Consider the following 21,819-nt stretch of genomic DNA (forward strand, 5'->3'; position numbering starts at 1 on the left):
TCCGGCCCTTTCTAGGAGGCAGCAGGTTGCTGTTGGGTGATGCAGTGGATGCCGCCGCCGCGGGCAAAAAGCTCGCGGGCATCGATGCCCACAACCCGGCGGCCGGGGTAGGCGTCCGCCAGGATGCGGAGCGCCTTCTCGTCGTTGGGATCCGAGAACGTGCAGGCAATGACGCCCCCGTTGACCACCAGGTGATTGATGTAGCTGTAGTCGACGAACCCCTCCTCATCCGAGAGCTCCCGGGGCGCGGGGACTTCGATGATGTTCCACTCCCGGCCGGCGGCGTCCCGCGTGGTGGACAGGAAACGGATGATGTCCCGGCTGACCTCAAAATCCGGGTGCTCCGGGTTCTGCTGTGAATGGACCAGCAGCGTGCCCGGGGACGGAATGGCGGCCACGATGTCCACGTGTCCGCGGGTGCCGAATTTTTCCGAATCCCTTGTCAGGCCGCGGGGGAGCCAGATGGCATGGGTGACGCCCAGGGTCCTTGCCAGTTCGGCTTCGACGTCGGCCTTGCTCAGCCCGGGGTTGCGTCCGGGGTCCAGCTGGACCGATTCGGTGATCAGCACGGTGCCTTCTCCGTCGACCTGGATGCCGCCGCCCTCGTTGACGAGCGTGGAGGGAATATGGCTCGCCTGCGAGCGGCCAGCCACCTCCGCAGCGATCCGGGAGTCCTTGTCCCACGAGGCCCACTCCTGGGCTCCCCAGCCATTGAACACCCAGTCCACGGCACCGAGGTTTCCGTTGCCGTCCAGCACGAAGCTGGGGCCGATGTCGCGCATCCAGGCGTCATTGATCTCCGCGACGAGCACCTCGACGACGGGACGGAGGTAACGCCGGGCGATGTCGACGTCGCCGGGGTTGACGACGACCGTGACCGGTTCGAAGTCCACGACGGCGTTGGCGACGGCGGCCCAGACGGACCGGGCGGCGTGGGCTTCTTCGGCTGACTCCCCGAGCGTGTAGCCGCCGGTGGGGAAAGCCATCCAGATCCGCTCCTGCGGCGCGGTCTCTGCGGGCATGTGCCAGGCGCTCATGCGGTCACCTCGAAGTACACGGGTGCCTCGCCGCCGATCGGCGCTTCGCGGCGCACTGGATCACTGAGCCGGGCGTACGTGTCCGGACGGCGGGTGGCCAGGAACGGGAAGAGCGTCAGCCAGTCGCGGCGCTGGTCGAGGTCCAGGTCCGCGACGAGGACGGCGGACTCGTCGCGCGGGGCCTGGACGAGGATCCGGCCATAAGGATCGGAAATGAAGGACGAACCGTAGAAGTTCAGGGTCCCCTCGTTGCCCCAGCGGTTGGGGGCGATCATAAAGAGGCCGTTGGCGATACCGTTGCCGACGATTACCTGCTGCCAGAGCGGCTGGGTGTCGAAGTCGGGGTGGTCCGGCTCCGAACCGATGGCGGTGGGGAAGACCAGAATTTCGGCCCCGCCGAGGGAGTAGAGGCGGGCGAGTTCAGGGAACCATTCGTCCCAGCAGGTGGGCATGCCCAGCCGTGCGCCGCCGAGTTCGGCCGGGGCATGGACTTCGTACGGGTCTTCCGTGGCGGGACCCGGACGGAAGAACTTGTCCTCGTAGTAGCCGGCCGTGACCGGGATATGCAGCTTGTGCGTGCGGGCCAGCAGTTCGCCCGCCGGGGACACCAGGATTGCGGTGTTCAGCCCCAGGCCGTCATCCGTGCCATCGGGGTGGTCCGCGCGCTGGTAGAGCGAGGCGTGGATGCAGATCCCGTGCCGGCGGGCAGCCTCGGCGGCGAAACGGAACGTGGGCCCCGTCAGCAGGTCCTCCGCGAGGTCCGAGGGGCGGGAGCGTACGGCTCCGGGCCGCGAGGTGTCGTTTTCGGGAAGTGCGTCGGCGGGATAGCGGGAGAGCGTGAGCTCGGGGAGGAAGACAACGGTGGCTCCCAGTCGGGCAGCGCGTTCGATTCCCTCGGTAAGTTCTGCGCGAAGGGCGGCCGGGTCTGTGGTCCAGCGGTGCTGCACCACGCCGACCCGGAGGGCCGGGCGGCTGGACGGTGTGGTCCGGGCCAGGGAGGGTGGTGCGTCCAGGGAGGTGATTTCGATCATGTGGCTACTCCAGTGAGATGGGCGTCACTAAATGAATGACGTTCATTTAGTATTACGGTGCCAGGCCATGGAGGGCAAGGGTTTAATGAATAAAGTTCATTTTGTTACGGTGTGGCCGACGGGTGGCCCTCGCGCTGCCCGGCCGGGCGGACCTCGCCCGGCCGCCGGGACGTTAGGCCCTATACCCTGCAAACCGACCGGCGGAGTCTGGGCGTATGACTGAAGCGAATCCGGAAAAGACGCCGGAAATCAAGTCCGCCCAACTCCGGGAGCAGCCGACCGCCGTCGTTCGGGAGACCGTGCCGATGACTGCCCTGCGCGAATTCTTCGGCCGGGCCTACGGCGCCGTTATGGCCGCGGTCGATCAGCAGCACGTCCAGCTGGCGGGGCCGCCGTTCGCCCTGTACCGGGGGAAGCCCACCGACGTCGTCGACGTCGAAGCCGGGTTCCCGCTGGCGGCGCCGTACCCTTCTACGGGCGGCAGCGGCGTGATCGCCGGGTCGCTGCCCGCCGGGCAGGCGTTTGAGGCGATGCACATCGGACCGTACGAGACCCTGCAGGAGACGTACCAGGCGCTCCTGGCCCGGATGGAAGCGGAGGCCCTGACGCCTGCGGAGGCGATGTGGGAGTACTACCTGAGCGATCCGGGGACCGAGCCGGACTCCTCAAAATGGAAGACGCTCGTCGTGTGGCCGGTGGCATAAACGAGTCCCGGAGGCGGGCGGGGACTGTGCTCCGGTCGTCCTGTTCGTCCCGCTGGGAAGCCGGCGCGACGCAAAGTGTCGCGTTGCACACACTATTCCTCAACTCCATGCATAATGACCTAAACTTCTTCACTGAGGTGCCTGAAATGGCGCTGCGCAGCAACGAAAGTGAACCCCGCAATGGCTACCGATTACGACGCCCCACGCAAGACAGAAGAAGAATCTCCCGCTGAATCGCTGGAGGCCCTCCAGGCGTCCCGGGGCGGCGGCGCCCAGACCGCCGTTATTGACCTCGACGAGAACGACACGGCTGAAGGCATTGACCTTCCGGGCGCGGATCTCTCCGGCGAAGAGCTGACCGTCACTGTCGTTCCGGAACAGTCGGATGAATTCACCTGTTCCTCTTGCTTCCTGGTCCGTCACCGCTCCCAGGTGGCCAAGGAAAAGAATGGCCTGAAGTACTGCCGCGACTGCGAAGGCTAGGGGACTTCCCAGCGCGCCACCCGTTTCACAGCCCAACAGAATTGTTCCAGCAAAGCGTCGGCTCCCCGCGGGGGACCGGCGCTTCGCTGTTTCCGGTGTCTGCGGACACGCGCCAGATCACGTTCCGATGACCCGGAAGCAGCGAGGCTAACGGTTCGACGCCGAAGTCAGTCCGGCCCTCGCTTCCGCCCGCTAACACTCCTACTCTTGAACCATCTCATCGCTTCAGGGGGTGGCCGGATTGAAGAAGATCCAAGTTTGGCTCGCAGCCGTGTTGCTGGCCCTCGGCATGGGACTTCTCGCACCCGGGGCGGCATCGGCGGAGCCGTACTGCGGACTGGTGTGGGGATCGCTGTCCGAGTCCGACCCGGCACTGAGCCAGGCCAAGGTGACCAGCATCCGCACCGGCCAGCATTACTGCTTCGACCGGCTGGTGATCGACCTCAACGGCCCCGTGGCGGGATACACCGCCCGCTACGTTCCGCAAGTGACGCAGGACGGTTCAGGGCTCCCGGTACCGCTGCGCGGGCAGGCGTTCATCCAGCTCGCGGTCAACTCGCCGGCCTATGACGAGAACGGCAACTCCACCTACACCCCGGCGGACAAGAACGAACTCGCCAACGTGACGGGCTACCAGACCCTGCGGCAGGTGGCGTGGGCCGGGAGTTTCGAGGGCTACTCGAACGTCGGGCTCGGCGTCAGGGCCAGGCTGCCGTTCCGGGTCTTCACCCTGGCCGGACCCGACGCCGGTTCACGGCTTGTCATCGACGTCGCGCACTTCTGGTGATGCCGGGCCGCCGGCTCCGGGGCCCTAGAGCGAGTTGAGGTCCGCCCGGAGCGGGTAGTCGCGGCCATCCAGGACAAGCTGCGTGCAGCGGCGGCTGGCCGGGTTGAGCACGATCGGTGCCATCAGGTTGACGGTGGTGGATTCGGGGGAGTGATTGAGTACCACCAGTACCTGCGGTGCCTCGCCCTGCTCGAATTCCAGGGCCTCCAGTGCGGACGGCGGAACAGGCGGTGCATAGCCCGGGACGAAGACGGCCGCATCGGCGAGGAACAGCCGCACCGGCGCGGAGCCGGATTCCAGGGCGTACAGTCCCGTCGCGCCGTCGACGCTCCGAAGCGTGAAATCGTGCACGTTCTCGAGGCCCGGCATGGGGGCGATGAAGGCGACGGGGGTGTTCATCACGGCTGTGGTCACCGGAGGAAGTCCATCAGCGTGGGCTGCAGGACCCGCGCCGTGGCGGCCAGGGCCACCTGGTAGTTGGTTTCCTGAAGTTTCAGGTCCATGATGACGCTGCCGAGATCGGCCCTTTCAATGCCCATCTTCTGTGCATCCAAGGTGGCCTCCAGTTCCGTGTTGACGTTGCCGGCGCGTTCCAGCTGCACCTGCCGTGTTCCTATTTCAGCACGCCCGCTGACGATGTTCTTGAACGACGCCTGCAGGTTTCCGAGGTGCACGGTGGCATCCTCCCCTTTGCGCAGCGAACCGATGGTCTTGCTGACGGCGTCGAAAACGGAGCCGGTGCCGCTGCCGAAGATCGCGACGCCGTCGGCATCGACCCGGATGGTCCGGTCCGCACTGATGCGCCGTTCCACGGAACCGCCCGCGACACCGTTGAACACCGGCGGGGTCCCGGTGGAGCCGGGAACGGCCGGGTCGGCCGGGACGGCTGCGCTGAAGGCCGTGGACGCGTCCGAACTGCCCGCAAAAATGTTGCGGCCCAGGTGCTTGCTGTTGGCGATTGAGAGCAGATCCTTGTTCAGCCCTTCGAGCTCGACGGCGATGGCGTCCTTGCCTGCCTGGTTGAGCGCGCCGTTGCCTGCCTGGACCGTGAGGTCGAGGATGCGGTTCATGACGTTGGTGGCTTGGCCGAGGGCGGAGTCGGCCGCGGTGAGCCAGCTGCCGCCGTCGTCGATGTTCCTGCCGTACTGGGCATTGGCGGCGAGCCGAGCGCGCGTCTCGAGAGCCTGGCCTGTGGCGGCAGGATCGTCGGAAGGACGCGAGATCTTGTCCAGCGTGGTGGCTTTTTCCTGCAGCTGGGCCAGCCTGGACTGCTGGGCCTGCAGGGTCCGCTGGGCGGTGGTGCTCATGGTCAGGTTCGTTACCCGGTTCAGCATGTCTACCTTCCTACCAGTCCGGTGCGGTTGATCAGGACGTCCAGGGCTTCGTCCACAGCCGTCATGACACGGGCCGCGGCCTGATAAGCGTGCTGGTTGGTGAGCAGGCTGACGTTTTCCTCGTCCAGGCTCACGGACGCCTGCGAGGCGCGGCCCGTCTGCGCGGAGATCTCAGCGGCCGAGCTCAGCGACTCATGCTGCTGGGCGCCGCGTGACTGCACGCCGATGCCGGTGACGATGTTCGCCCAGGCGTTGTCCGGTGACCCCGGCCCGGTGCCGAGCTGGGAGATCTTGTCGGCGAGGCTGCCGTCGAGGTTCCCCGCACCGGCCACGCCGACCGCGATCTCGGCGGCGCCCTTGGGTACGACGGCGAGACCGAGGGCAGCAGGGCCAGCGGGCGCGGGGTCGAAAAAGTCGCCGGCCGGAGTGCCGTCAGATTTCCGTCCGCCGACGTGAAGGGCGTTGACGGCGTCCCTCAAGTCCCCGGCGAACTTGTTGAGTGACTGCGCGGCAGCGTCGATGGCGCCGCCCTTGGCCGCAGGGGCCAGGACAGATAACGCGCCGGCGATTTCGCCATCGGCGACGGCTATGGCCGCGCCCGGCCGGTCCGCCCACTCAAGCTGGACGGAGGCGCCGAGCCTGTCCGCAGTCTGGCTCCCGGACAGGGCGAGTGCCCGGGTAGTGCCGCCCATCACCAGGGCGTTGCCACCGACGTGGATATCGACGGTGCCGTCGGCCTGTTCCCGGACGGTGCCGCCGGTCAGCCGGGAGATGGTCTCGGTGAGCTTGGCCCGGGCGTCGATCAGCTCGTTGGCGGATCCTCCTGCGGCGAGGGTAGAGCGGATGCTCGTGTTGTAGGCGGCGACCTGTGTGGCGGCGGCATTGACCGTTTCGACGGCGCTTTGGGCCTGACCCCGGACGCTGCTCCACTGCCCCTCCAAGGAACGGTAGGAAGACGAGACCTTGGTGGCGAGATCGTTGCCGGCCTGCAGGACCAGTCCTTTGGCTGCGGAGTCGTTGGGCTGGTTGGAGGCGCCTTGCCAGGCGGACCAGAAGTCGTGGAGGGCGGTGGAGATGCCGTCTTTGCCGGGTTCCTGAAGCATGCCTTCGATCCCTTGGAGCGCGGACGAACGGGCGCTCGCGTAGCCTGCCTGGGCTGTTGCGGCGCGGACTCCCGCGTCGAGGAAGCTGCTTCCCAGGCGTGCGATTCCGTCCACGGAGACGCCGTTTCCGGCCTCGGGACGGCCGGAGCCAAACAGACCTTGAGCCGGAGCCATGATCGAAGACTGCTGGACGCGCTGCCGGGTGTAGCCCTCGGTAGCAGCGTTGGCGATGTTCTGCCCGGCCACGTTCATGCCCTGCTGGGCGGCGGTCAAGCCGCGGTAGGCGGTGTTCAGGGCGCCGAAGGTACTCATGGTCGCTTCCTTAGAATTGCTTGTCGAAAATGCGCGAGCCTGCAGTTTCGCCGGTCTTGCCTTGGGCGTCGTAAGTGCCGGCCGCAGTGGTGGGCCGCAGATCGGCCAGGGATTCCTGCGTGGAACGGACTGCGGTGCGCAGGTATTGCTCGTTGGAGTCGCGCAGTTCCTTGATCAGGGTGGTTTGGCGGGTCAACGCGGCCAGGTGGGCCGTGAGAATCTCGGACCAGGCGCCCTCCGGTGCAGCAGCGGCGAGTTCACCAAGGGACGCGTCGGTGGGCATTCCCCAGGTTTCCGCCACGACGGCGGCTTCGATGGTGCGGGCGAGGCTCGCCTTGGACAGGTGTTCCAGCACTTGCTCGACTTCTTTGGTGCCGTGGGGAAGCCAGCGGGACTTGCCGGCGGTGAGCAGCAACTGCTCCTCCTCCAGCTTGAAAGTGAGAACGTCCAGAAGTTCACGCTCCCGCCACAGCAAGGCTGAAAGTTCGTGGATGGCCATGGTCTGGACGGCTCCCTCGTAGGTGACGAATGCGGTGGTGCCGGGGCTGCAGTACATAAGTGTCAGCTGCAGCCGTCAGCAGGGTTCGGAGAAACTATCGGCAGGGGTCCCGGATCCGTTAGCAGGATTAGGGCTGTTAACAGGGCAGGACCAGACCGGACGATTATCTGAAAACAATTTTGGAATCTTCCTTACCTGTGCTTGCCAAACGGCGATAACTACTCCTGAAGGCCCACGGACGGGCCATCGCACACTGTCCCAAATCATGGAGGAAACATCATGGGAATGCAGATCAACACCAACCTGGCTGCGAACAACGCTTACCGCAACCTGAGCAACACCCAGAACGACCTGTCCAAGTCGCTGGAGAAGCTCTCCAGCGGCCTGCGCATCAACCGCGCCGGCGACGACGCTGCCGGCCTGGCCATCTCTGAAGGCCTGAAGTCACAGGTCAACGGCATGGGAGTTGCTGCCCGCAACGCCCAGGACGGCATCAGCGTCATTCAGACCGCCGAAGGTTCCCTGACCGAAGTTCAGTCCATCCTGCAGCGCGTGCGCGACCTCGCCGTCCAGGCCGGCAACGACTCGAACAATGCCGATTCGCGAGCGGCCATCGCCACTGAAGTAACTGCACTGGGTAAGGAACTTACTCGGATTTCAGCCTCAACAAACTTCAACGGCACCAAGCTGCTCGACGGAGTCACGACTTCGCTGACCTTCCAGGTCGGCGCTGGCAGTGTAGCGGCTGAAGACCAGATCGCTGTGAGCCTCAAGGATGTCGCAGCTGTGGGAACTGCAATCACTACTCTTGCTGCAACCGGATTCAGCAGCGCGGCAAACGCTCTGACGACGATCGCTGCTGTTGACACCGAAATCATCGGCGTCTCTACCGCTCGCGCAAACCTTGGCGCCAGCCAGAACCGCTTCGAGAGCGTCATCAAGAACCTGCAGGTCTCCAAGGAGAACCTGTCGGCTGCAAACTCCCGTATCCGCGACACGGACATGGCTGAGGAAATGGTCAAGTTCACCAAGGCCAACATCCTCTCCCAGGCCGGCACAGCAATGCTGGCCCAGGCAAACCAGTCCGGCCAGGGCGTTCTCCAGCTCCTGCGCTAAACCGCTCCCGGCAATCCGGTAGCACTGTTTTGACCCGTGAGGGCCGGGCGGTCGGAGAAATCCATCGTCCGGCCCTTACGTGCAGCCTCTGAACGTAAGAACAACAGCAGGAATCAGACAGCAAGGAGTGGCAGCGATGGGGATCTCCCTGGACGGACTAGCCAGCGGGCTCGACACCACGGCCCTGATCGCCTCCCTTATGCAGGTCGAGGCCATCCCGCAGACGCAGCTGAAGAACAAGTCGTACGAGATCCAGTCCATGGTTTCCGCATTGCAAGGTCTGAACAGCAAGGTAGCTGCACTGGCGAGCCAGGCAACAGCCGCCGCCAAACCGGGTGCTCTCGAACTGTATTCCGCGTCGACGAGCAGCGACAAAGTTGCCGTCAGTACAACTGCTGCGGCGAAGGCCGGCTCAATTGACTTCACAGTCACTAAACTCGCCCAGACCCAAGTCACCGTCTCCGAACCTCTGGCAGCGTGGCCCTACACCGCCATGACCGTTACGAGCGGCGGCACATCTGTTGTCATCTCTCCGTTAACCAGCTCGCTGGACGACGTCGTAGCAGCAGTCAACAAGGCCGGGGCAGGTGTCACTGCCAGTAAGATCGCCGTCGGCGGCGGGGATTACCGCCTCCAGTTCTCGGCGACCAAGTCCGGCGCCGCCGGGGGATTTATGATTTCCGATCCTGGAACTGCCTTCTCTCAGGCCAAGACGGCCCAGGATGCCGAGATCGAACTCTGGGCGGATTTGGACATTCCTCAGGTCATTAAGTCCTCCACGAACGCGTTCGCGGACCTTCTTCCCGGAGTGTCCGTCACGGTGAAGGAGGTGTCTGCCGTTCCCGTTACCCTCTCAGTGGCCCGGGATGACGCGCAAATCACGAAACTCGCCTCAGATCTGGTCGCCGGGCTGAACGGCGTCTTTTCTCTCGTTTCAAGCAGGAGTGCCGTGAGCAACGCCGGCGGTTCCGCTACCACCGCTGGAGTCTTCTCTGGCGACAGCGCCGTCCGCGATCTGAACCAGAAGATCTTGTCCGCCGCGTCCTTGCCCGTCGGCACTCCGCCGCGGTCGCCGTCGGAAATAGGCATCAGCATAACGAAGACCGGAACGATGGAGTTTGACCAGACGAAATTCTCGGCAGCTCTTGCCTCGGACCCGGCGGGCACCGCTGCAAAGGTCCAGGAAATCGCCACCCGAATCGCCGCAGCGGCAACAAGTGCTTCGGACAAATACGAGGGCACCCTGACAAAGAAGATCACGGGCCAGGAATCCGAGGTTCGTGACCTCGCGAACCACATCAGCGACTGGGACACGAGGCTCGAATCCCGGAAGGCCACGCTTCAGCGAACGTACTCGGGACTGGAAGTTGCCCTCAGCAACATGAAGGCCCAGCAGTCTTGGCTCACATCTCAGCTCGCCGGCCTCTCAGGAAGTCAATCAGCATGACCACCACCTATGGCAGCGGCTTCGGCAGCGCGGCCCAGCGGAACCAGTACCTGGCGGATTCGGTGCTTTCGGCTCCGCCGGCACGGCTGCTCACCATGCTCTACGACCGGCTCCTGCTGGACCTGGGGCGGGCGGAAACGGCGCAGCAGACTGCCGACTGGACGACCGCATCGGAAAACCTGCTGCACGCCCAGGCCATCGTGGCCGAGCTGTCCTCTTCGCTGAAGGTCGAAGCTTGGGACGGGGCCAACGGCCTGCTAGGGGTCTACACCTACGTCTCCACGGCTCTGATCAATGCCAACATCCAGCGCGACCCCGAACTGACCCGGGAAGCCATCGAGTTGCTGGAACCCTTGCGGCAGACCTGGCATGAAGCCGCCGCTGCTGTGCCCGTGTCCGCTACCCCCGCGGCGTCCCCCGCCGCCGCTCCCGCCGGTTCCCCGGCAGCAGGGGCCTGGAACACCCAGTCCGGAAGAGGCCGCGGGAGCCTCGGCTTTGGGTGACCAATCGGAGGCGGGGAACGGCTTAGGGGGAGCCAGCATCCAGCACGCCGAATCAACCCTGACGACGCCAGCGGATACCGCGGTGGCCGCCTGGACCGCGATCCTGGACGTGCTGGAGATGGCTGTGGGCGCAGCTGAACGTACCCTGAAGGATCCGCTCGGCCCCTTGTCGGTCGGTCCCCAGGGCGCAGTCGCGTCCTTGCCGCAAAAGCGCTGGTCTCCGCCCACTCTCATCGGCCCCCTGCCGGCCGAGGCCAGGCGCCGCGCCATGGCTCTGTCGGCCGCGCAGGAACGGGTGGCCCGGCGGCTCGAAGAAGCCCGCTCGGGCGTGGCCCGGCAACTTCATGCAGTCTCCTCGGTGCCCGGCGTCGGCGAGTCCTCCGGCGCCGTCTACCTCGACGTAAACGGCTAGGAACCACCGGCAGCAAGGCCGCGAAAATAACCTGTCGAAATTTCTCCTAACATACGTCTGACCAGTGCCGATAACCACTGTTAGAGCACGGATCGCTCGTTTACCGGCCACGGATCGGCCTCTCTTCTCCATCCCCAGGCAGGACTCTGTGCTCGAATCCGTGACTTCCGCCGCCTTGGCCAGCGCCATGGACGGCCTTGCGCTGCGCCAGCGCACCATCGCGAGCAACATCGCGAACGTCAACACGCCTAATTACCAGGCGAAGCGCGTCAGTTTCGAGGCTGCCCTCGCCGCTTCCGTGAAGTCCGGCGACGGCCACACCGATGCCACTATCTCGGCATCCCTCGAGCCCACCCAGCTGAACGGCAACAACGTCAACCTGGACACGGAAACCCTGTCCAACATCGACACCGTCCTGCGCTTCCAGTTCGCCGCGCGCGCCGCCGGCGGCGAGTTCAACGCCGTGCGCGCCGCCATGAGGACCAGCTGATGACCTTCGACGCAATCGGCATCGCCGGTTCGGCCCTGACTGTCCACCGCAAGTGGCTCGACGCCGTCTCGGACAACCTCGCCAACATGAACAACGCCTCGGCCACCAGCGGAAACGCCTTCCAGGCCCGGTACGTGGAAGCGGCCGAAGGCTCCGAGGGAACAGGCGTCTACGTCAAGAGCACCCAGCTCGGCAGCGCCGAAGGACGGATCGTCTACCAGCCGGACCACCCGCTCGCCGACGCGGACGGCAACGTCAAGTACCCGGAGATCGACATGGCCGAACAGATGGGCGCGCTCATCATTGCCCAGCGCGGCTACCAGGCAAACGCGCAGGTCGTTGACCGCGCCCGAGAAACCTACATGGCCGCCCTTGAGATTGGAAGATCCTGATGCCTGTTTCCCCAATCGCCCCGGTCCAGGGAGTCCTTCCCTCGAACTTCGTATCCGGCGCGGGAGCCGCTACCGGCACGGACGGCTCCGGCTTCGCGAGCACCCTCACCGGTGCCGTGGACAACCTCCAGCAGCTCCAGTCGACGTCAAAGGAACTGGCCGTCTCGGCGGTCACCGGCAACCTGGACGACATCCACAACGCCACCCTCGCGGCCAGCCGCGCGCAGATCACCCTCGAGCTCATGGCAACCGTGCGCAACAAGGGCGTTGACGCATTCAACGAGGTCATGAGGATGCAGGCCTGATGCCACCGCAGATTACGGGCTTTTTCCAGCGCTTCGGCGCGGGCCTCAAAGGATTCACCGCCGGTCAGCGCACCCTCGCGGTGCTCGGCGCCGCCCTCCTGGTGGTGGGCATCATCGCGCTCTCGGCCTGGCTGACCAAGCCTGCCCTGACCCCGCTGTTCTCCGGACTCAAAGACACCGACGCCAACGGGATCGTGGAGCAGCTCCGTAAGGATAACGTGCCCTACGAGCTGAGCGACGGCGGCTCCACCATCCTCGTGCCGCAGGACAAGGTTTACGACGAGCGGCTCAAGGCGGCCTCGGCCGGCCTCCCCACCGCCGCGGCCACCGGCTACTCCCTGCTGGACAAAATGGGCGTCACGTCCTCGGAGTTCCAGCAGTCCGTTACGTACAAGCGTGCGCTTGAAGGTGAACTGGCCAGCACCATCTCGGCCATGGACGGCGTGAAGACCGCCGCTGTCCGCCTCGCCATCCCCGAAAAGACCGTTTTCGTATCCACGGCCCCGGACACCACAGCCTCGGTGTTCGTTGAGACCGCCCCCGGCTCCACCCTCTCCGGCGACAAGGTCCAGGCGATTGTGCACCTGACCTCGGCCGCCATCGAAAACCTTAAGCCCGCCAACGTGTCAGTGGTCGATTCGCAGGGCAACGTGCTTTCCTCAGTCGGCGGCGGGGCAGTCGGCTCCTCGTCGAAGCAGGCCAGCGATTTCCAGCAGCGCACGTCCGACGCCGTCAAGGCCGTCCTGGACCGCGTGGTGGGTCCCGGCAACTCCACCGTGGCTGTAGCCGCTGATGTCACCGGCGAATCCGCGCAGCAGAAAAGCGAAACGTTCTCCAACGCCGAGGGAGCCCTGCCGCTGAGCGAGTCTTCCAAGACGGAGAAGTACACCGGAACCGGGGGAGGGGCCGCAGGCGTCCTGGGACCGGACAACATTGCCGTTCCCGGCGGCACCAGCGGAGACGGCAGCTTCGACTCCTCCACCGCCACCAAGAACAACGCCGTCAATAAGGTCACCGAGGACCGCGTGATTCCGCCAGGCGCCATCAAACGCCAGACGATCTCAGTGGCCGTCAACCAGACCGCGGCCGGCGGGCTGAACCTGGCCTCACTGACCGCGCTGGTCACTTCGGCCGCTGGCATCGACGCAGCACGGGGCGACGTCGTCACTGTGGAGGTTGTGCCGTTCAGCACCGCCGCCGCGGACCAGGCCGCCGCGTCCCTCGAGGCCGCCAAGGCCGAGGCCGAAGCCCGGAAACAGTCGGAGTTCTTCGGGACTCTGGTCACCGCGGGCAGCATCCTGCTGGGCCTGCTGATCCTGGCGCTGGTCATCACAATCGTGCTGCGCCGCCGGCAGAAGCGCGAGCCGGTGGACCTGGGCGAACGGCTGGACCTGGACCTTCTCCCGGTCATGCCGGCGGTGTCCGCCCTCCCGCCTGCGCCGGTCACGTCCGCCATTCCGATGACCGCACTTCCCCCGCTTCCGGGCCCGCCGCCCGAACACCTGGAGGCCGAGCGCCGCCGCGTCGAGATCGACAGCATGGTCGCAGCCAACCCGGAGAAGGCCGCCGACTACCTGCGCAGCCTCATGGATGACAGGCAGCCGGTATGAAACCAGCCGAAGTCACCCTCACCGGCACCCAGCGTGCCGCCGTCGTGCTCATGCAGATGAGCTCCGAAAACGCCGCCAAGGTCATGGCCCAGTTCACGGATTCCGAGGCGGAAGACATAGCCGCCGAGATCGTCCGGCTCCGGAAAGTCGACCCGGATGTGGCCGAGCAGATCATGAAGGACTTCCACTACGCCGCGCTGTCCAGCCCCCGGCAGGCCCGCGGCGGCAGGGAACTCGCCGAAGGCCTGCTTGAGGCCTCGTTCGGTTCGGAAAAGGCAGCCGGCCTGATTAACCGGCTCACGGTCAACATGGCCGGGAAGTCCTTTGAATTCCTCGAAGACATTGAACCCGTCCAGGTCCTCGCGCTGATCGACGGCGAACTGCCGCAGACCATCGCCCTGGTCCTGGCCCACCTCAGCCCCCGCAAGGCCTCCGCCGTGATGTCCGGGCTGCCGGGCTCGCTGCGGGCCGACGTCGCGCTGAGTATCGCGACAATGGGTTCCGGCGCGCCCGAAGCGATCGGGATTGTGGCGGATACCCTCAAGCTGCGCGGCGGCGCCGCCGTCTCGCAGCAGGCGTCCAAGGTGGTGGGCGGCATCCAGCCGCTGCTGGAGATCATCAACCGCACCGACGCCGGCACGGAACGCTCCGTGCTCGACGGCCTGGACCTGCTGGACCCGGAACTCGCAGTGGAAATCCGTGCCCAGATGGTGACCTTCGACGACATCGTGAAGCTGGAACGCCGCGACGTGCAGCTGGTGCTCCGCGGCCTGGACGCGTCCGTGCTGGCCGTGGCCATGAAGGGCGCCTCGGAGCCGGTACTGGAAACCATCACCACCAACGTCTCCGGCCGCAACCTGGAAATCCTCGAATCCGAGATCGCCGCCCTGGGACCGCTGCGGGCCTCGCAGATCGAGGAAGCCCGTGCTGCCGTGGTCCGGTCCATCCGCGAACTCGAGGCGGAAGGTTCCATCACCATCCAGCGCGGGGACGAAGAAGACTATGTTTACTGACGGGGCGCCGGCTGACGCTGCCCCGGCACGGATCGTGTTTCCCTCGCTGCGCGCGAGCGGTCCGGCCAGCGAACAGGCCGGCTACACGGAGGGCCATGCGGCCGGTTACGCAGCCGGTGTGCGTGCTGCCGCCAAGGAACAGCGCCGCTGGCGTGACCGGATGGCTGCAGAACAGGCAGCCTCCCTCGCCGCGGGCCAGCAGGACCTCGACCGTGCCGTCCGCGCGCTCGCCGTGGCGCGGACAGACTTCGCCCACCGCAACGTCCAGGCCCTGCACGACGCCGAGGAAGTCCTTGCCCGCACCTCGCTGGAACTTGCCGAGGCCATCCTCGGCTACGAACTCGCACAAGGCACCCGGACGGCACGGGCTGCCCTGGCCCGGGCATTGTCCGGGAACGACGCCGCCACAGTGCTGGCGATCCGGCTCAATCCGGCCGATATCGACGTCCTAGCGAAGGAAGGCCAGGATCAGCCGGCCGGGCTTCCGCTGCTCGCGGACCAGTCCCTCGACCGTGGCGACGCCAAAGTGGAATACCAGCAGGGATGGCTCGACGCCAGCCTGGGCAGTGCCCTGGCGCGCGCCCGTGCCGCCCTCCTGGGCGACTTCGAAGACGGCGGCCGGGCATGATCGCCGAGTGGCGCCCCAAGGGTGCCGACTTCGCGGCGGCCCTCCGGGCTGCGGCCCCGCAGCGGGTCGGAATAGTCACCTCGGTGATGGGCCTGGGCCTTGAAGTGTCCGGCCTGGACTGCGCCCTCGGCGATCTTGTGACCGTGGGGCAGAACCCTGGCCTTGACGCCGAGGTGGTCGCGGCCCTGGACAGCACCGTGCGCTGCATGCCGCTCGGCCGGCTCGCCGGCGTGGCGGCCGGCGACCCCGTCCGGGCCAAAGGCAGCACCGTCCTCGTCCCCACCGGGCGTGGACTTTTCGGCCGGGTCATTGACGGACTCGGCCGGCCCATCGACGGCAAGGGCCCGCTCAACAGCGGCCCCCGCGTGCCGATCGACAACGAAGCCCCCAACGCCATGAAACGTGCCCGCATCGACACCCCGCTGCAGACCGGAGTCCGTGTCCTGGACACCATGACCACACTCGGGAAGGGCCAGCGCATGGGCCTCTTCGCCGGGTCCGGCGTCGGGAAATCCTCCCTGCTCTCGATGATTGCCCGCGGCACGGACGCCGAAGTGTCCGTGATTGCCCTCGTCGGGGAGCGCGGCCGTGAAGTCCGGGAATTCCTCGAGGATGACCTGGGACCGGCCGGCCTGGCACGCTCGGTCGTGGTGGTGGCAACCTCGGACGAACCCGCCCTGATGCGGATGCGTGCGGCGTTCACCGCCACCCGGATCGCAGAGTCCTTCCGGGACAAGGGCCAGGACGTCGTCCTGATGATGGACTCCCTCACCCGGGTGGCCATGGCCCAGCGCGAAATCGGCCTGTCCGCCGGCGAGCCGCCCGCTACCCGCGGCTACCCGCCGTCGACGTTTTCCATCCTGGCCCGGTTGCTGGAGCGTGCGGGTACCGCCGAAACAGGCTCCGTCACCGGCATCTACACCGTGCTGGTCGACGGCGACGACCACAACGAACCGATCGCCGACGCGGCCCGGTCCATCCTTGACGGGCACGTCGTGCTGGACCGAAAGCTCGCCGTCACGGGGCACTTCCCCTCGGTGGATGTGCTCGGATCCGTCTCCCGCGTCGCCACCAAGGTCAACTCCCGCGCCCGCCTCGACGCCGCCGCCACCCTGCGCCGTGTCCTCGCCGCCCGCAAAGCGGCACAGGACCTGATCGACGTCGGCGCCTACCAGACCGGGACCAACCCGCTGGTGGACGCCGCCCTGAGCCACGAGCGGGACGTGAGCGGATTCCTGCAGCAACCGATGGATGAATCCACCCCCCATCCCGAGTCCTGGCAACGGCTCAACCACCTCACTTCGATTTTGGGAGCCGCAGCATGAACCGCGAATTCTCACTGGCAGGGCTCCTGCGCCTCCGCCAGATCCAGCAGGACCAGGCCGCCACCGGGCTGGCACGCGCCCGCTCGCGCTCCAGCTCCGTCCGCGTCCGGGAAGCCGCGGCACGCCGGGACCTGGCCGCCACCGACGATCCCATCTCCAATTCCGCGTCCCTGCGTGCCATCGCGGCGGCGAGGTCCTCGTCCCACAGCATGCTCGCGGACCTGCAGAGCCTCGCCCGGATCGCGGAAACCGAGGAAAACGATGCCCGCAGCGAGTTCATCGCCGCCCGCACCCGTTCCGTCGGCCTGGAGAAGCTGCAGGACCGCCACCACGCCGAAGTCCACACCGAGGACCTCCGGGCCGAACAGTCGACGCTGGACGAAATCGCGTCGACCGTGTGGCACCGCGATGACCAGCAGGTGAGGCAGTGAGCATGACCGAGGCGATCGGCCGGATGCAGGGCATCCAGTCCATGATCGCGGAACTGACCCGCCCGTCGGCCGCCGAGGCAAACGCCGCAGCGAAGTCTGCCGCCGCGTCGTCGCTGGCCACCGCGACGGGCAGCGGCGACGCAGCCTCGTTCACGCAGGCGCTGACCGCCGCGTTGGGCGGAACCACCGGCACTGACATTTCCTCCCTCGCCAACAGTCTCGGGCTGGGAGGCACGACGGCGGTGGGATCCCTCAAGGGCATGACCGCGCCCGGCACCGTTGCCGGCGCAGGGGCCGCAACCGGCACCGATGTGGTGGCCGCGGCGAAGAAGTACATCGGCGTGCCCTACGTCTGGGGCGGGACCAACCCGGCCACCGGGATGGACTGCTCCGGCTTCACCCAGCGCGTCTTCAAGGACCTGGGCGTCGAGATTCCCCGCGTCGTGAGCGACCAAATGCGGCAGGGCACCCCGGTGGCGTCATTGGCGGAGGCCAAACCCGGCGACCTGCTGGTGAGCTTCGGCGGCGACCACATCTCCATCTACCTCGGCAACGGCAAGGCCATTGACGCCCCCGTCCCGGGCAAGACCATCCAGATCCGGGATGCCTGGGAGCAGCACTCGAACCTGACGTCCATCCGGCGCATCGTTCCGGCAGGAGCCGCGTCATGAACGGGATGGCGTCGCTGGACCTGGCTCCGGCCTTCATGACACCTTCCCCGGCTCCCGCTGCAGGATCCGCGCTGGGCCGCGGCGCGCAGCAGGATTCCGCAGGCACCGCGGACGAGGGCTCGTTCGCCAACGTCCTGGGCGACGTGCTCGGTTCCGCGTCGGGCCAGGCTCCGGCCGCGGGGACCGGGACGCCCGGACCGCTGGACACGGCGGGGGGTACCGCCGAACCACCGGCGGACGGCGATTCCGCCGCCGTTCCTGCCGGGGCAGATCCTGCGCAGCTCCAACCCGCGCAGTTCGTTCCTGTAGCGGCACTTCCGGTTCCGACGGACGTTCCCGCGCCTGCCATTGCCGCAGGGCCGGCCATTGTTCCTGCGGCCGCGTCCACCCTTGGAACCACGGCCCCCAACTCCACCCCCGGCGCACCGCGCGCCGGGCACAATGCAGCCCTGGCCGCACAAACGAGCGGGCCGCCCGCCGGGCTTCCCGCCGCCGGGCTTCCCGCGGCCGGGAAGCAGGAAGTTCCGACCGCACCTCCGGCCACTCCCACGGCTCCTGCCGCCGCAGTCCCCGGACTGGCCACGTTCGTGCCGGCAGGACCCGGGCTGCCGGATTCCCGGCTGACCCGGGCTGGCGCAGCGCTCGCCGGCAAGACGCAGCCCGCACCCGCCACCCCACCCGCAACGACGCCGGCGACCGCGCCGGTGACGCAAACCCCGGCCGCGCAGCCTGCCGGGGTTTCGCCGACTTCGGCACCAGCATCGGCGCCGGTGACGGGCGCACCCGCAACGGGACAGACTCCGGCTGCCGCCCCGTTGGCAGCGCCCGCTGCTGTCGGGCAGCCCGCGGCTGCCGCACCGTTGGCAACAACAACTATCGCGCCGCAGCCCGGCCCGGTGGCACCTCCCGCTCCCGCCACGACGTCTCCCGCGTCGGCGACTCCGACGACCGCGCAGCCCGCGACCGCGCAGCCCGCGACCGCGCAGCCCGCGACCGCCCAGCCCGCCGCGGCGCAGCCCGTCACCGCGCAGGCTGCCGCGGCGCAGCCCGCGACCGCGCAGCCCGCGACCGCCCAGCCCGCCGCGGCGCAGCCCGTCACCGCGCAGGCTGCCGCGGCGCAGCCGCTGGCGGCGGGGCCGGGGATGCTGCAGGCTCCAGCCGCCCGGCCGGGGAACACGGCACCGGCCGGCAGTCCTGCCGCCGCCGTGATCGGATTTGTTCCCGTCAGTGATGCAGCCCCGCTGGGCACGGTACCGCCAGCGGGCAGCTCGGCTGCAGTCGCGGCCTCGGCCGAAGCCCCGCCGTCGGCCCCGGCGCCGGCAAGCAGCGGTGCCGCCGCAACACCGGCCACGGTCGCCGGCGTCGAACTTCCGGCGACGGCTCCCGCCGCAGACCCATCCGTCAGCGCATCTCCGGCTTCACCGGCAGCCCCCGGGGCGGTGACCGCAAGCGCAGAAACCCTGGCGGCCGCCGGCGCCTCTGCGGCGCAGCAGATCCCGGCACCCGCCCAGTCCGGGGCTGTGTCCGCCGCGCCGGCACCACCGGCACCCGCGCAGCCAGCGGCAACACTTCAGCCGCAGCTGGCCAAGCCGCTCTTCACTTTGGCCGGGGCGCCGCACGGCCAGCACATCATGACCTTGAAAGTGACGCCGGAGGACCTGGGCCCGCTGACGGTCCGTGCGCACATCGATGCCGCCGGCGTCCGGATCGAACTCTTCGCCCCGGGCGACGTGGGGCGCGAGGCCATCCGGGGGATCCTCCCCGAGCTCCGCAAGGAACTTGCCGATTCCGGCTTTGGTGCCAGCCTCGATGTCTCGGACCGCAGCGGTCCTGGCGGAACAAGCCAGGACAGCGCCGGCCGGGACGCGGGCCAGGACGGCGGCCGCGGAAGCCGGGGCGGTTCCAGCCCGGGCGGCGTCCCGGGCGGCGTCCCGGGCGAGCAGCGCACCGGGCACCGCTGGGATGCGCTGGCCGACGACGCGGCCGTGCGCAACGCCAGAATCCTGTACGGCCCCCAAACCACCCTCGACATTCTTGTCTGACACGAAGGAAAGCGACTCATGACGATCCAGCCCATCGCCTCCCAGCCCATCGCGGCCGCGGGGGATACCGCCCAGGCAGCTGCCGTGCGGGCACCCGTGCAGACCATGGACTCGGATGTCTTTATGTCCCTCCTGGTGGCACAGCTCAAGAACCAGAATCCAAGTGCCCCCATGGACACCAACCAGATGATGAGCCAGACCATCCAGCTCTCCATGATGGAAAAGATGTCTGAACTGACCACCAACAGCAAGGAAGGGTTCTCCCTGCAGATGCGCTCCGCTGCCGCCCAACTGATCGGTCAGTCCGTCGGGTACACGCTCGGCGACGGCACCACCGGCACGGGCATCGCCAGTTCGGTGTCCTACGCCGGAACGGTGCCGACCGTGAAGGTCGGCGATCTTTCCATCCCTCTTGACTCCATTACCGGGCTCACCGCTCCGGCCGCTTCCTAATAGTTTTTCCACCGTAGAAAGGCAGTCCCATGCTCCGCTCGCTGTACTCCGGAATTTCCGGCCTTCGCGCCCACCAGACCATGCTGGACGTTACCGGCAACAACATCGCCAACGTCAACACGGCTGGATTCAAGGCGTCGTCCACCCAGTTCCAGGACACCCTCTCGCAGATGCAGCAGGGTGCCACCGGCCCGCAGGCAGAGACCGGCGGCAGCAACCCCGCCCAGATCGGCCTGGGCGTCCGCGTTGCCGGCGTCAGCACCAACTTCGCCCAGGGCTCCTCGCAGAGCACCGGCCGGGCCACCGACCTGATGATCTCCGGCGACGGGTTCTTCGTCACCAGCAAGGGCGGCAACCAGCTCTTTACCCGCGCCGGCGCGTTCAGCCCGGACTCCGCCAACCAGCTGGTCAGCCCCGACGGCGGCATCCTGCAGGGCTGGACGGCCACCAGCGGTGTGATCAACGCGGGTGCCCCCGTCGGTGACATCACGCTGAACCCCAACACCATGGTTGCCAAGGCAACAGACACGGTGACGCTGGACGGGAACCTGCCCAGCGACGTCGCCAACGGCACAGCGCTCGACCGCGTCGTCAAGGTCTACGACGCCAACGGTGCCGAGAGCAGCCTGACGCTCACGTTCACCAAAACCAATGCGGGATGGAACGTCTCCGACGACGGCGGCGCCACGACCGCCGGCTCCCTCGCGTTCACCAACGGCAAGTTGAACCCCGGGCCCGCCATCACTGCCGGCAACAACATCGCCGTGGACCTCTCCAAGGTCTCGGGCTACGCCACCATGAGCTCCCTCACGGTCAGCGGCCAGAACGGCGCGGCGGTCGGCAAACTGGAGTCCTACACGCTGGGCAACGACGGCTCACTGGTCGGATCCTTCAGCAACGGCATCAAGCAGGTCCTTGCCAAGATCGCGCTCGCCAAGTTCACCAACCCGGCGGGCCTGGAGAAGTCCGGCGGATCGTCCTACGTGGCCACCGGAAACTCCGGCGGCGTGCAGCTGGGCTCGGCGGGCGATCCCGGCATGGGCACCCTCACCGGCGGAAACCTGGAAATGTCCAACGTGGACCTGTCCCAGGAATTCACCAACCTGATCGTCGCGCAGCGCGGCTTCCAGGCAAACGCCCGCATCATCACCACGTCCGATGAGGTGCTCCAGGAGCTCGGCAACCTCAAGCGCTAAACCGCAGGACGCCCCCCGCGGCCCACCGAGCGGCCCTTCCGGAACCGGAAGGGCCGCTCAGCTCGTGTACGGCCTGCGCTCCCAGCGACGGTCCTGCGGGCCCCGCTGCCTAACGAAGGGGCAGGGTCTGCCGACAGTAGGAGGAGAACATCATTCCCACTGCTGCGGCCAACAGCCCAGCTGACTAACAGAGCAGAATCAGCCCATGATCGTCGTCACACGCCTCAACGGAACGCGCTTCGCGGTCAATCCGGACCTGATTGAACGGATCCACGAGAGTCCGGACACACATTTGGTCACGCTCGACGGCGCGGCCTACGTGGTGCTCGAAAGCCTCGCCGAAGTGATCGAGCTTATTGCCGATTACCGGGCCTACATCCTCAGCAAGGCCCGCGACTTCCCGGCAGTGACGGGCTACCCGTTGAGCCTGGTTCCGCCGCCGGATCCGAATGACGCCCCCGGCACCACCGCACCTGAAAAACCCAGAAAGTAAGT

26 protein-coding genes are annotated in these 21,819 nt (G+C 67.1%); 20 read left to right on the plus strand and 6 right to left on the minus strand.

Going from position 1 to position 21,819, the window contains the following annotated elements; translation table 11 throughout:
• Positions 1–11: 11 nt before the first annotated feature.
• Positions 12–1,037 carry an agmatine deiminase family protein gene (locus ABIB51_RS08890; protein ID WP_354187546.1) on the minus strand — a complete coding sequence of 342 codons (1,026 nt, stop codon included), beginning with the start codon at positions 1,035–1,037 and terminating at the stop codon, positions 12–14.
• The gene (locus ABIB51_RS08895) at positions 1,034–2,068 is read right to left on the minus strand and encodes a nitrilase-related carbon-nitrogen hydrolase (protein WP_354187548.1); all 1,035 of its coding nucleotides are present in this window, start codon (positions 2,066–2,068) and stop codon (positions 1,034–1,036) included. The genes ABIB51_RS08890 and ABIB51_RS08895 overlap by 4 nt, the downstream gene beginning before the upstream one ends.
• A 215-nt stretch (positions 2,069–2,283) precedes the next feature.
• Between ABIB51_RS08895 and ABIB51_RS08900 the strand changes: the two genes are divergently transcribed.
• The 3 genes from ABIB51_RS08900 (at position 2,284) to ABIB51_RS08910 (ending at position 4,042) form a co-directional block, all read left to right on the plus strand.
• Entirely contained in the window at positions 2,284–2,772 is a 489-nt protein-coding gene (locus tag ABIB51_RS08900; protein ID WP_354187550.1) for a GyrI-like domain-containing protein, read from the plus strand.
• 180 nt (positions 2,773–2,952) lie between these two features.
• Positions 2,953–3,255 carry a DUF4193 domain-containing protein gene (locus ABIB51_RS08905; RefSeq protein ID WP_354187552.1) on the plus strand — a complete coding sequence of 101 codons (303 nt, stop codon included), beginning with the start codon at positions 2,953–2,955 and terminating at the stop codon, positions 3,253–3,255.
• 241 nt (positions 3,256–3,496) lie between these two features.
• The gene (locus ABIB51_RS08910) at positions 3,497–4,042 is read left to right on the plus strand and encodes an AMIN-like domain-containing (lipo)protein (protein ID WP_354187554.1); all 546 of its coding nucleotides are present in this window, start codon (positions 3,497–3,499) and stop codon (positions 4,040–4,042) included.
• A gap of 24 nt (positions 4,043–4,066) precedes the next feature.
• Here ABIB51_RS08910 and ABIB51_RS08915 read toward each other — a convergent pair whose 3' ends face one another.
• The 4 genes from ABIB51_RS08915 to ABIB51_RS08930 are packed head-to-tail and all read right to left on the minus strand — an operon-like array spanning position 4,067 to position 7,347.
• Positions 4,067–4,456: a flagellar assembly protein FliW gene (locus tag ABIB51_RS08915; RefSeq protein ID WP_354187556.1), complete on the minus strand. Its 390-nt coding sequence runs from the start codon at positions 4,454–4,456 to the stop codon at positions 4,067–4,069.
• Positions 4,453–5,376, minus strand: coding sequence for a flagellar hook-associated protein FlgL (gene flgL / locus ABIB51_RS08920; RefSeq protein ID WP_354187558.1), 924 nt, complete (start codon positions 5,374–5,376; stop codon positions 4,453–4,455). Before flgL ends, ABIB51_RS08915 begins: the two co-directional genes overlap by 4 nt.
• A gap of 2 nt (positions 5,377–5,378) precedes the next feature.
• Positions 5,379–6,791 carry a flagellar hook-associated protein FlgK gene (gene flgK / locus ABIB51_RS08925; RefSeq protein ID WP_354187559.1) on the minus strand — a complete coding sequence of 471 codons (1,413 nt, stop codon included), beginning with the start codon at positions 6,789–6,791 and terminating at the stop codon, positions 5,379–5,381.
• 10 nt (positions 6,792–6,801) lie between these two features.
• Positions 6,802–7,347 carry a flagellar protein FlgN gene (locus tag ABIB51_RS08930; protein WP_354187561.1) on the minus strand — a complete coding sequence of 182 codons (546 nt, stop codon included), beginning with the start codon at positions 7,345–7,347 and terminating at the stop codon, positions 6,802–6,804.
• Between the two features lie 222 nt (positions 7,348–7,569).
• Here ABIB51_RS08930 and ABIB51_RS08935 point away from each other — a divergent pair, with 222 nt between their 5' ends.
• From ABIB51_RS08935 to ABIB51_RS09015, 17 genes are all read left to right on the plus strand, one after another.
• Positions 7,570–8,406 (plus strand): flagellin N-terminal helical domain-containing protein, encoded by an 837-nt coding sequence (locus ABIB51_RS08935; protein WP_354187563.1) that lies wholly within the window; start codon positions 7,570–7,572, stop codon positions 8,404–8,406.
• A gap of 136 nt (positions 8,407–8,542) precedes the next feature.
• Entirely contained in the window at positions 8,543–9,853 is a 1,311-nt protein-coding gene (fliD, locus tag ABIB51_RS08940) for a flagellar filament capping protein FliD (RefSeq protein ID WP_354187565.1), read from the plus strand.
• Positions 9,850–10,356 (plus strand): flagellar export chaperone FliS, encoded by a 507-nt coding sequence (locus ABIB51_RS08945; RefSeq protein WP_354187567.1) that lies wholly within the window; start codon positions 9,850–9,852, stop codon positions 10,354–10,356. Before fliD ends, ABIB51_RS08945 begins: the two co-directional genes overlap by 4 nt.
• Positions 10,349–10,768: a hypothetical protein gene (locus ABIB51_RS08950; RefSeq protein WP_354187569.1), complete on the plus strand. Its 420-nt coding sequence runs from the start codon at positions 10,349–10,351 to the stop codon at positions 10,766–10,768. The genes ABIB51_RS08945 and ABIB51_RS08950 overlap by 8 nt, the downstream gene beginning before the upstream one ends.
• A 148-nt stretch (positions 10,769–10,916) precedes the next feature.
• The gene (locus ABIB51_RS08955) at positions 10,917–11,258 is read left to right on the plus strand and encodes a flagellar basal body rod protein FlgB (protein WP_354187571.1); all 342 of its coding nucleotides are present in this window, start codon (positions 10,917–10,919) and stop codon (positions 11,256–11,258) included.
• Positions 11,258–11,650 carry a flagellar basal body rod protein FlgC gene (locus tag ABIB51_RS08960; RefSeq protein WP_354187573.1) on the plus strand — a complete coding sequence of 131 codons (393 nt, stop codon included), beginning with the start codon at positions 11,258–11,260 and terminating at the stop codon, positions 11,648–11,650. The genes ABIB51_RS08955 and ABIB51_RS08960 overlap by 1 nt, the downstream gene beginning before the upstream one ends.
• The gene (gene fliE / locus ABIB51_RS08965; RefSeq protein WP_354187575.1) at positions 11,650–11,955 is read left to right on the plus strand and encodes a flagellar hook-basal body complex protein FliE; all 306 of its coding nucleotides are present in this window, start codon (positions 11,650–11,652) and stop codon (positions 11,953–11,955) included. Before ABIB51_RS08960 ends, fliE begins: the two co-directional genes overlap by 1 nt.
• Positions 11,955–13,565, plus strand: a complete 1,611-nt coding sequence (gene fliF, locus ABIB51_RS08970; protein ID WP_354187577.1) for a flagellar basal-body MS-ring/collar protein FliF — start codon at positions 11,955–11,957, stop codon at positions 13,563–13,565. The genes fliE and fliF overlap by 1 nt, the downstream gene beginning before the upstream one ends.
• Positions 13,562–14,578: a flagellar motor switch protein FliG gene (fliG, locus tag ABIB51_RS08975; RefSeq protein ID WP_354187579.1), complete on the plus strand. Its 1,017-nt coding sequence runs from the start codon at positions 13,562–13,564 to the stop codon at positions 14,576–14,578. Before fliF ends, fliG begins: the two co-directional genes overlap by 4 nt.
• A complete protein-coding gene (locus tag ABIB51_RS08980) occupies positions 14,568–15,206 on the plus strand; it encodes a FliH/SctL family protein (RefSeq protein WP_354187581.1) in 639 nt (212 codons plus the stop codon). The genes fliG and ABIB51_RS08980 overlap by 11 nt, the downstream gene beginning before the upstream one ends.
• Complete coding sequence (locus tag ABIB51_RS08985) at positions 15,203–16,531, plus strand: FliI/YscN family ATPase (protein WP_354187583.1); 1,329 nt, start codon at positions 15,203–15,205, stop codon at positions 16,529–16,531. The genes ABIB51_RS08980 and ABIB51_RS08985 overlap by 4 nt, the downstream gene beginning before the upstream one ends.
• Positions 16,528–16,962: a flagellar FliJ family protein gene (locus tag ABIB51_RS08990; protein WP_354187585.1), complete on the plus strand. Its 435-nt coding sequence runs from the start codon at positions 16,528–16,530 to the stop codon at positions 16,960–16,962. Before ABIB51_RS08985 ends, ABIB51_RS08990 begins: the two co-directional genes overlap by 4 nt.
• 2 nt (positions 16,963–16,964) lie before the next feature.
• Positions 16,965–17,633: a C40 family peptidase gene (locus ABIB51_RS08995; RefSeq protein WP_354187732.1), complete on the plus strand. Its 669-nt coding sequence runs from the start codon at positions 16,965–16,967 to the stop codon at positions 17,631–17,633.
• Positions 17,630–19,675, plus strand: coding sequence for a flagellar hook-length control protein FliK (locus tag ABIB51_RS09000; protein ID WP_354187587.1), 2,046 nt, complete (start codon positions 17,630–17,632; stop codon positions 19,673–19,675). The genes ABIB51_RS08995 and ABIB51_RS09000 overlap by 4 nt, the downstream gene beginning before the upstream one ends.
• Positions 19,676–19,693: 18 nt before the next feature.
• The gene (locus ABIB51_RS09005) at positions 19,694–20,128 is read left to right on the plus strand and encodes a flagellar hook assembly protein FlgD (protein WP_354187589.1); all 435 of its coding nucleotides are present in this window, start codon (positions 19,694–19,696) and stop codon (positions 20,126–20,128) included.
• Positions 20,129–20,157: 29 nt separating this feature from the next.
• Positions 20,158–21,324: a flagellar hook protein FlgE gene (locus tag ABIB51_RS09010; RefSeq protein WP_354187591.1), complete on the plus strand. Its 1,167-nt coding sequence runs from the start codon at positions 20,158–20,160 to the stop codon at positions 21,322–21,324.
• 205 nt (positions 21,325–21,529) lie between these two features.
• Entirely contained in the window at positions 21,530–21,817 is a 288-nt protein-coding gene (locus tag ABIB51_RS09015) for a flagellar FlbD family protein (protein ID WP_354187593.1), read from the plus strand.
• Positions 21,818–21,819: the final 2 nt, after the last annotated feature.

Source organism: Arthrobacter sp. UYCu712 (genome assembly GCF_040547005.1).
Lineage (GTDB): Bacteria > Actinomycetota > Actinomycetes > Actinomycetales > Micrococcaceae > Arthrobacter.

Excerpts from the sequence above, each read along its gene's own strand:
- ABIB51_RS08890 (WP_354187546.1), bottom strand. The coding sequence starts at position 1,037 with ATGAGCGCCTGGCACATGCCCGCAGAGACCGCGCCGCAGGAGCGGATC.
- ABIB51_RS08895 (WP_354187548.1), bottom strand. The coding sequence starts at position 2,068 with ATGATCGAAATCACCTCCCTGGACGCACCACCCTCCCTGGCCCGGACC.
- ABIB51_RS08900 (WP_354187550.1), top strand. The coding sequence starts at position 2,284 with ATGACTGAAGCGAATCCGGAAAAGACGCCGGAAATCAAGTCCGCCCAA.
- ABIB51_RS08905 (WP_354187552.1), top strand. The coding sequence starts at position 2,953 with ATGGCTACCGATTACGACGCCCCACGCAAGACAGAAGAAGAATCTCCC.
- flgL (WP_354187558.1), bottom strand. The coding sequence starts at position 5,376 with ATGCTGAACCGGGTAACGAACCTGACCATGAGCACCACCGCCCAGCGG.
- flgK (WP_354187559.1), bottom strand. The coding sequence starts at position 6,791 with ATGAGTACCTTCGGCGCCCTGAACACCGCCTACCGCGGCTTGACCGCC.
- ABIB51_RS08930 (WP_354187561.1), bottom strand. The coding sequence starts at position 7,347 with ATGTACTGCAGCCCCGGCACCACCGCATTCGTCACCTACGAGGGAGCC.
- ABIB51_RS08935 (WP_354187563.1), top strand. The coding sequence starts at position 7,570 with ATGGGAATGCAGATCAACACCAACCTGGCTGCGAACAACGCTTACCGC.
- fliD (WP_354187565.1), top strand. The coding sequence starts at position 8,543 with ATGGGGATCTCCCTGGACGGACTAGCCAGCGGGCTCGACACCACGGCC.
- ABIB51_RS08945 (WP_354187567.1), top strand. The coding sequence starts at position 9,850 with ATGACCACCACCTATGGCAGCGGCTTCGGCAGCGCGGCCCAGCGGAAC.
- ABIB51_RS08960 (WP_354187573.1), top strand. The coding sequence starts at position 11,258 with ATGACCTTCGACGCAATCGGCATCGCCGGTTCGGCCCTGACTGTCCAC.
- fliE (WP_354187575.1), top strand. The coding sequence starts at position 11,650 with ATGCCTGTTTCCCCAATCGCCCCGGTCCAGGGAGTCCTTCCCTCGAAC.
- fliF (WP_354187577.1), top strand. The coding sequence starts at position 11,955 with ATGCCACCGCAGATTACGGGCTTTTTCCAGCGCTTCGGCGCGGGCCTC.
- fliG (WP_354187579.1), top strand. The coding sequence starts at position 13,562 with ATGAAACCAGCCGAAGTCACCCTCACCGGCACCCAGCGTGCCGCCGTC.
- ABIB51_RS08980 (WP_354187581.1), top strand. The coding sequence starts at position 14,568 with ATGTTTACTGACGGGGCGCCGGCTGACGCTGCCCCGGCACGGATCGTG.
- ABIB51_RS08985 (WP_354187583.1), top strand. The coding sequence starts at position 15,203 with ATGATCGCCGAGTGGCGCCCCAAGGGTGCCGACTTCGCGGCGGCCCTC.
- ABIB51_RS08990 (WP_354187585.1), top strand. The coding sequence starts at position 16,528 with ATGAACCGCGAATTCTCACTGGCAGGGCTCCTGCGCCTCCGCCAGATC.
- ABIB51_RS08995 (WP_354187732.1), top strand. The coding sequence starts at position 16,965 with ATGACCGAGGCGATCGGCCGGATGCAGGGCATCCAGTCCATGATCGCG.
- ABIB51_RS09000 (WP_354187587.1), top strand. The coding sequence starts at position 17,630 with ATGAACGGGATGGCGTCGCTGGACCTGGCTCCGGCCTTCATGACACCT.
- ABIB51_RS09005 (WP_354187589.1), top strand. The coding sequence starts at position 19,694 with ATGACGATCCAGCCCATCGCCTCCCAGCCCATCGCGGCCGCGGGGGAT.
- ABIB51_RS09010 (WP_354187591.1), top strand. The coding sequence starts at position 20,158 with ATGCTCCGCTCGCTGTACTCCGGAATTTCCGGCCTTCGCGCCCACCAG.
- ABIB51_RS09015 (WP_354187593.1), top strand. The coding sequence starts at position 21,530 with ATGATCGTCGTCACACGCCTCAACGGAACGCGCTTCGCGGTCAATCCG.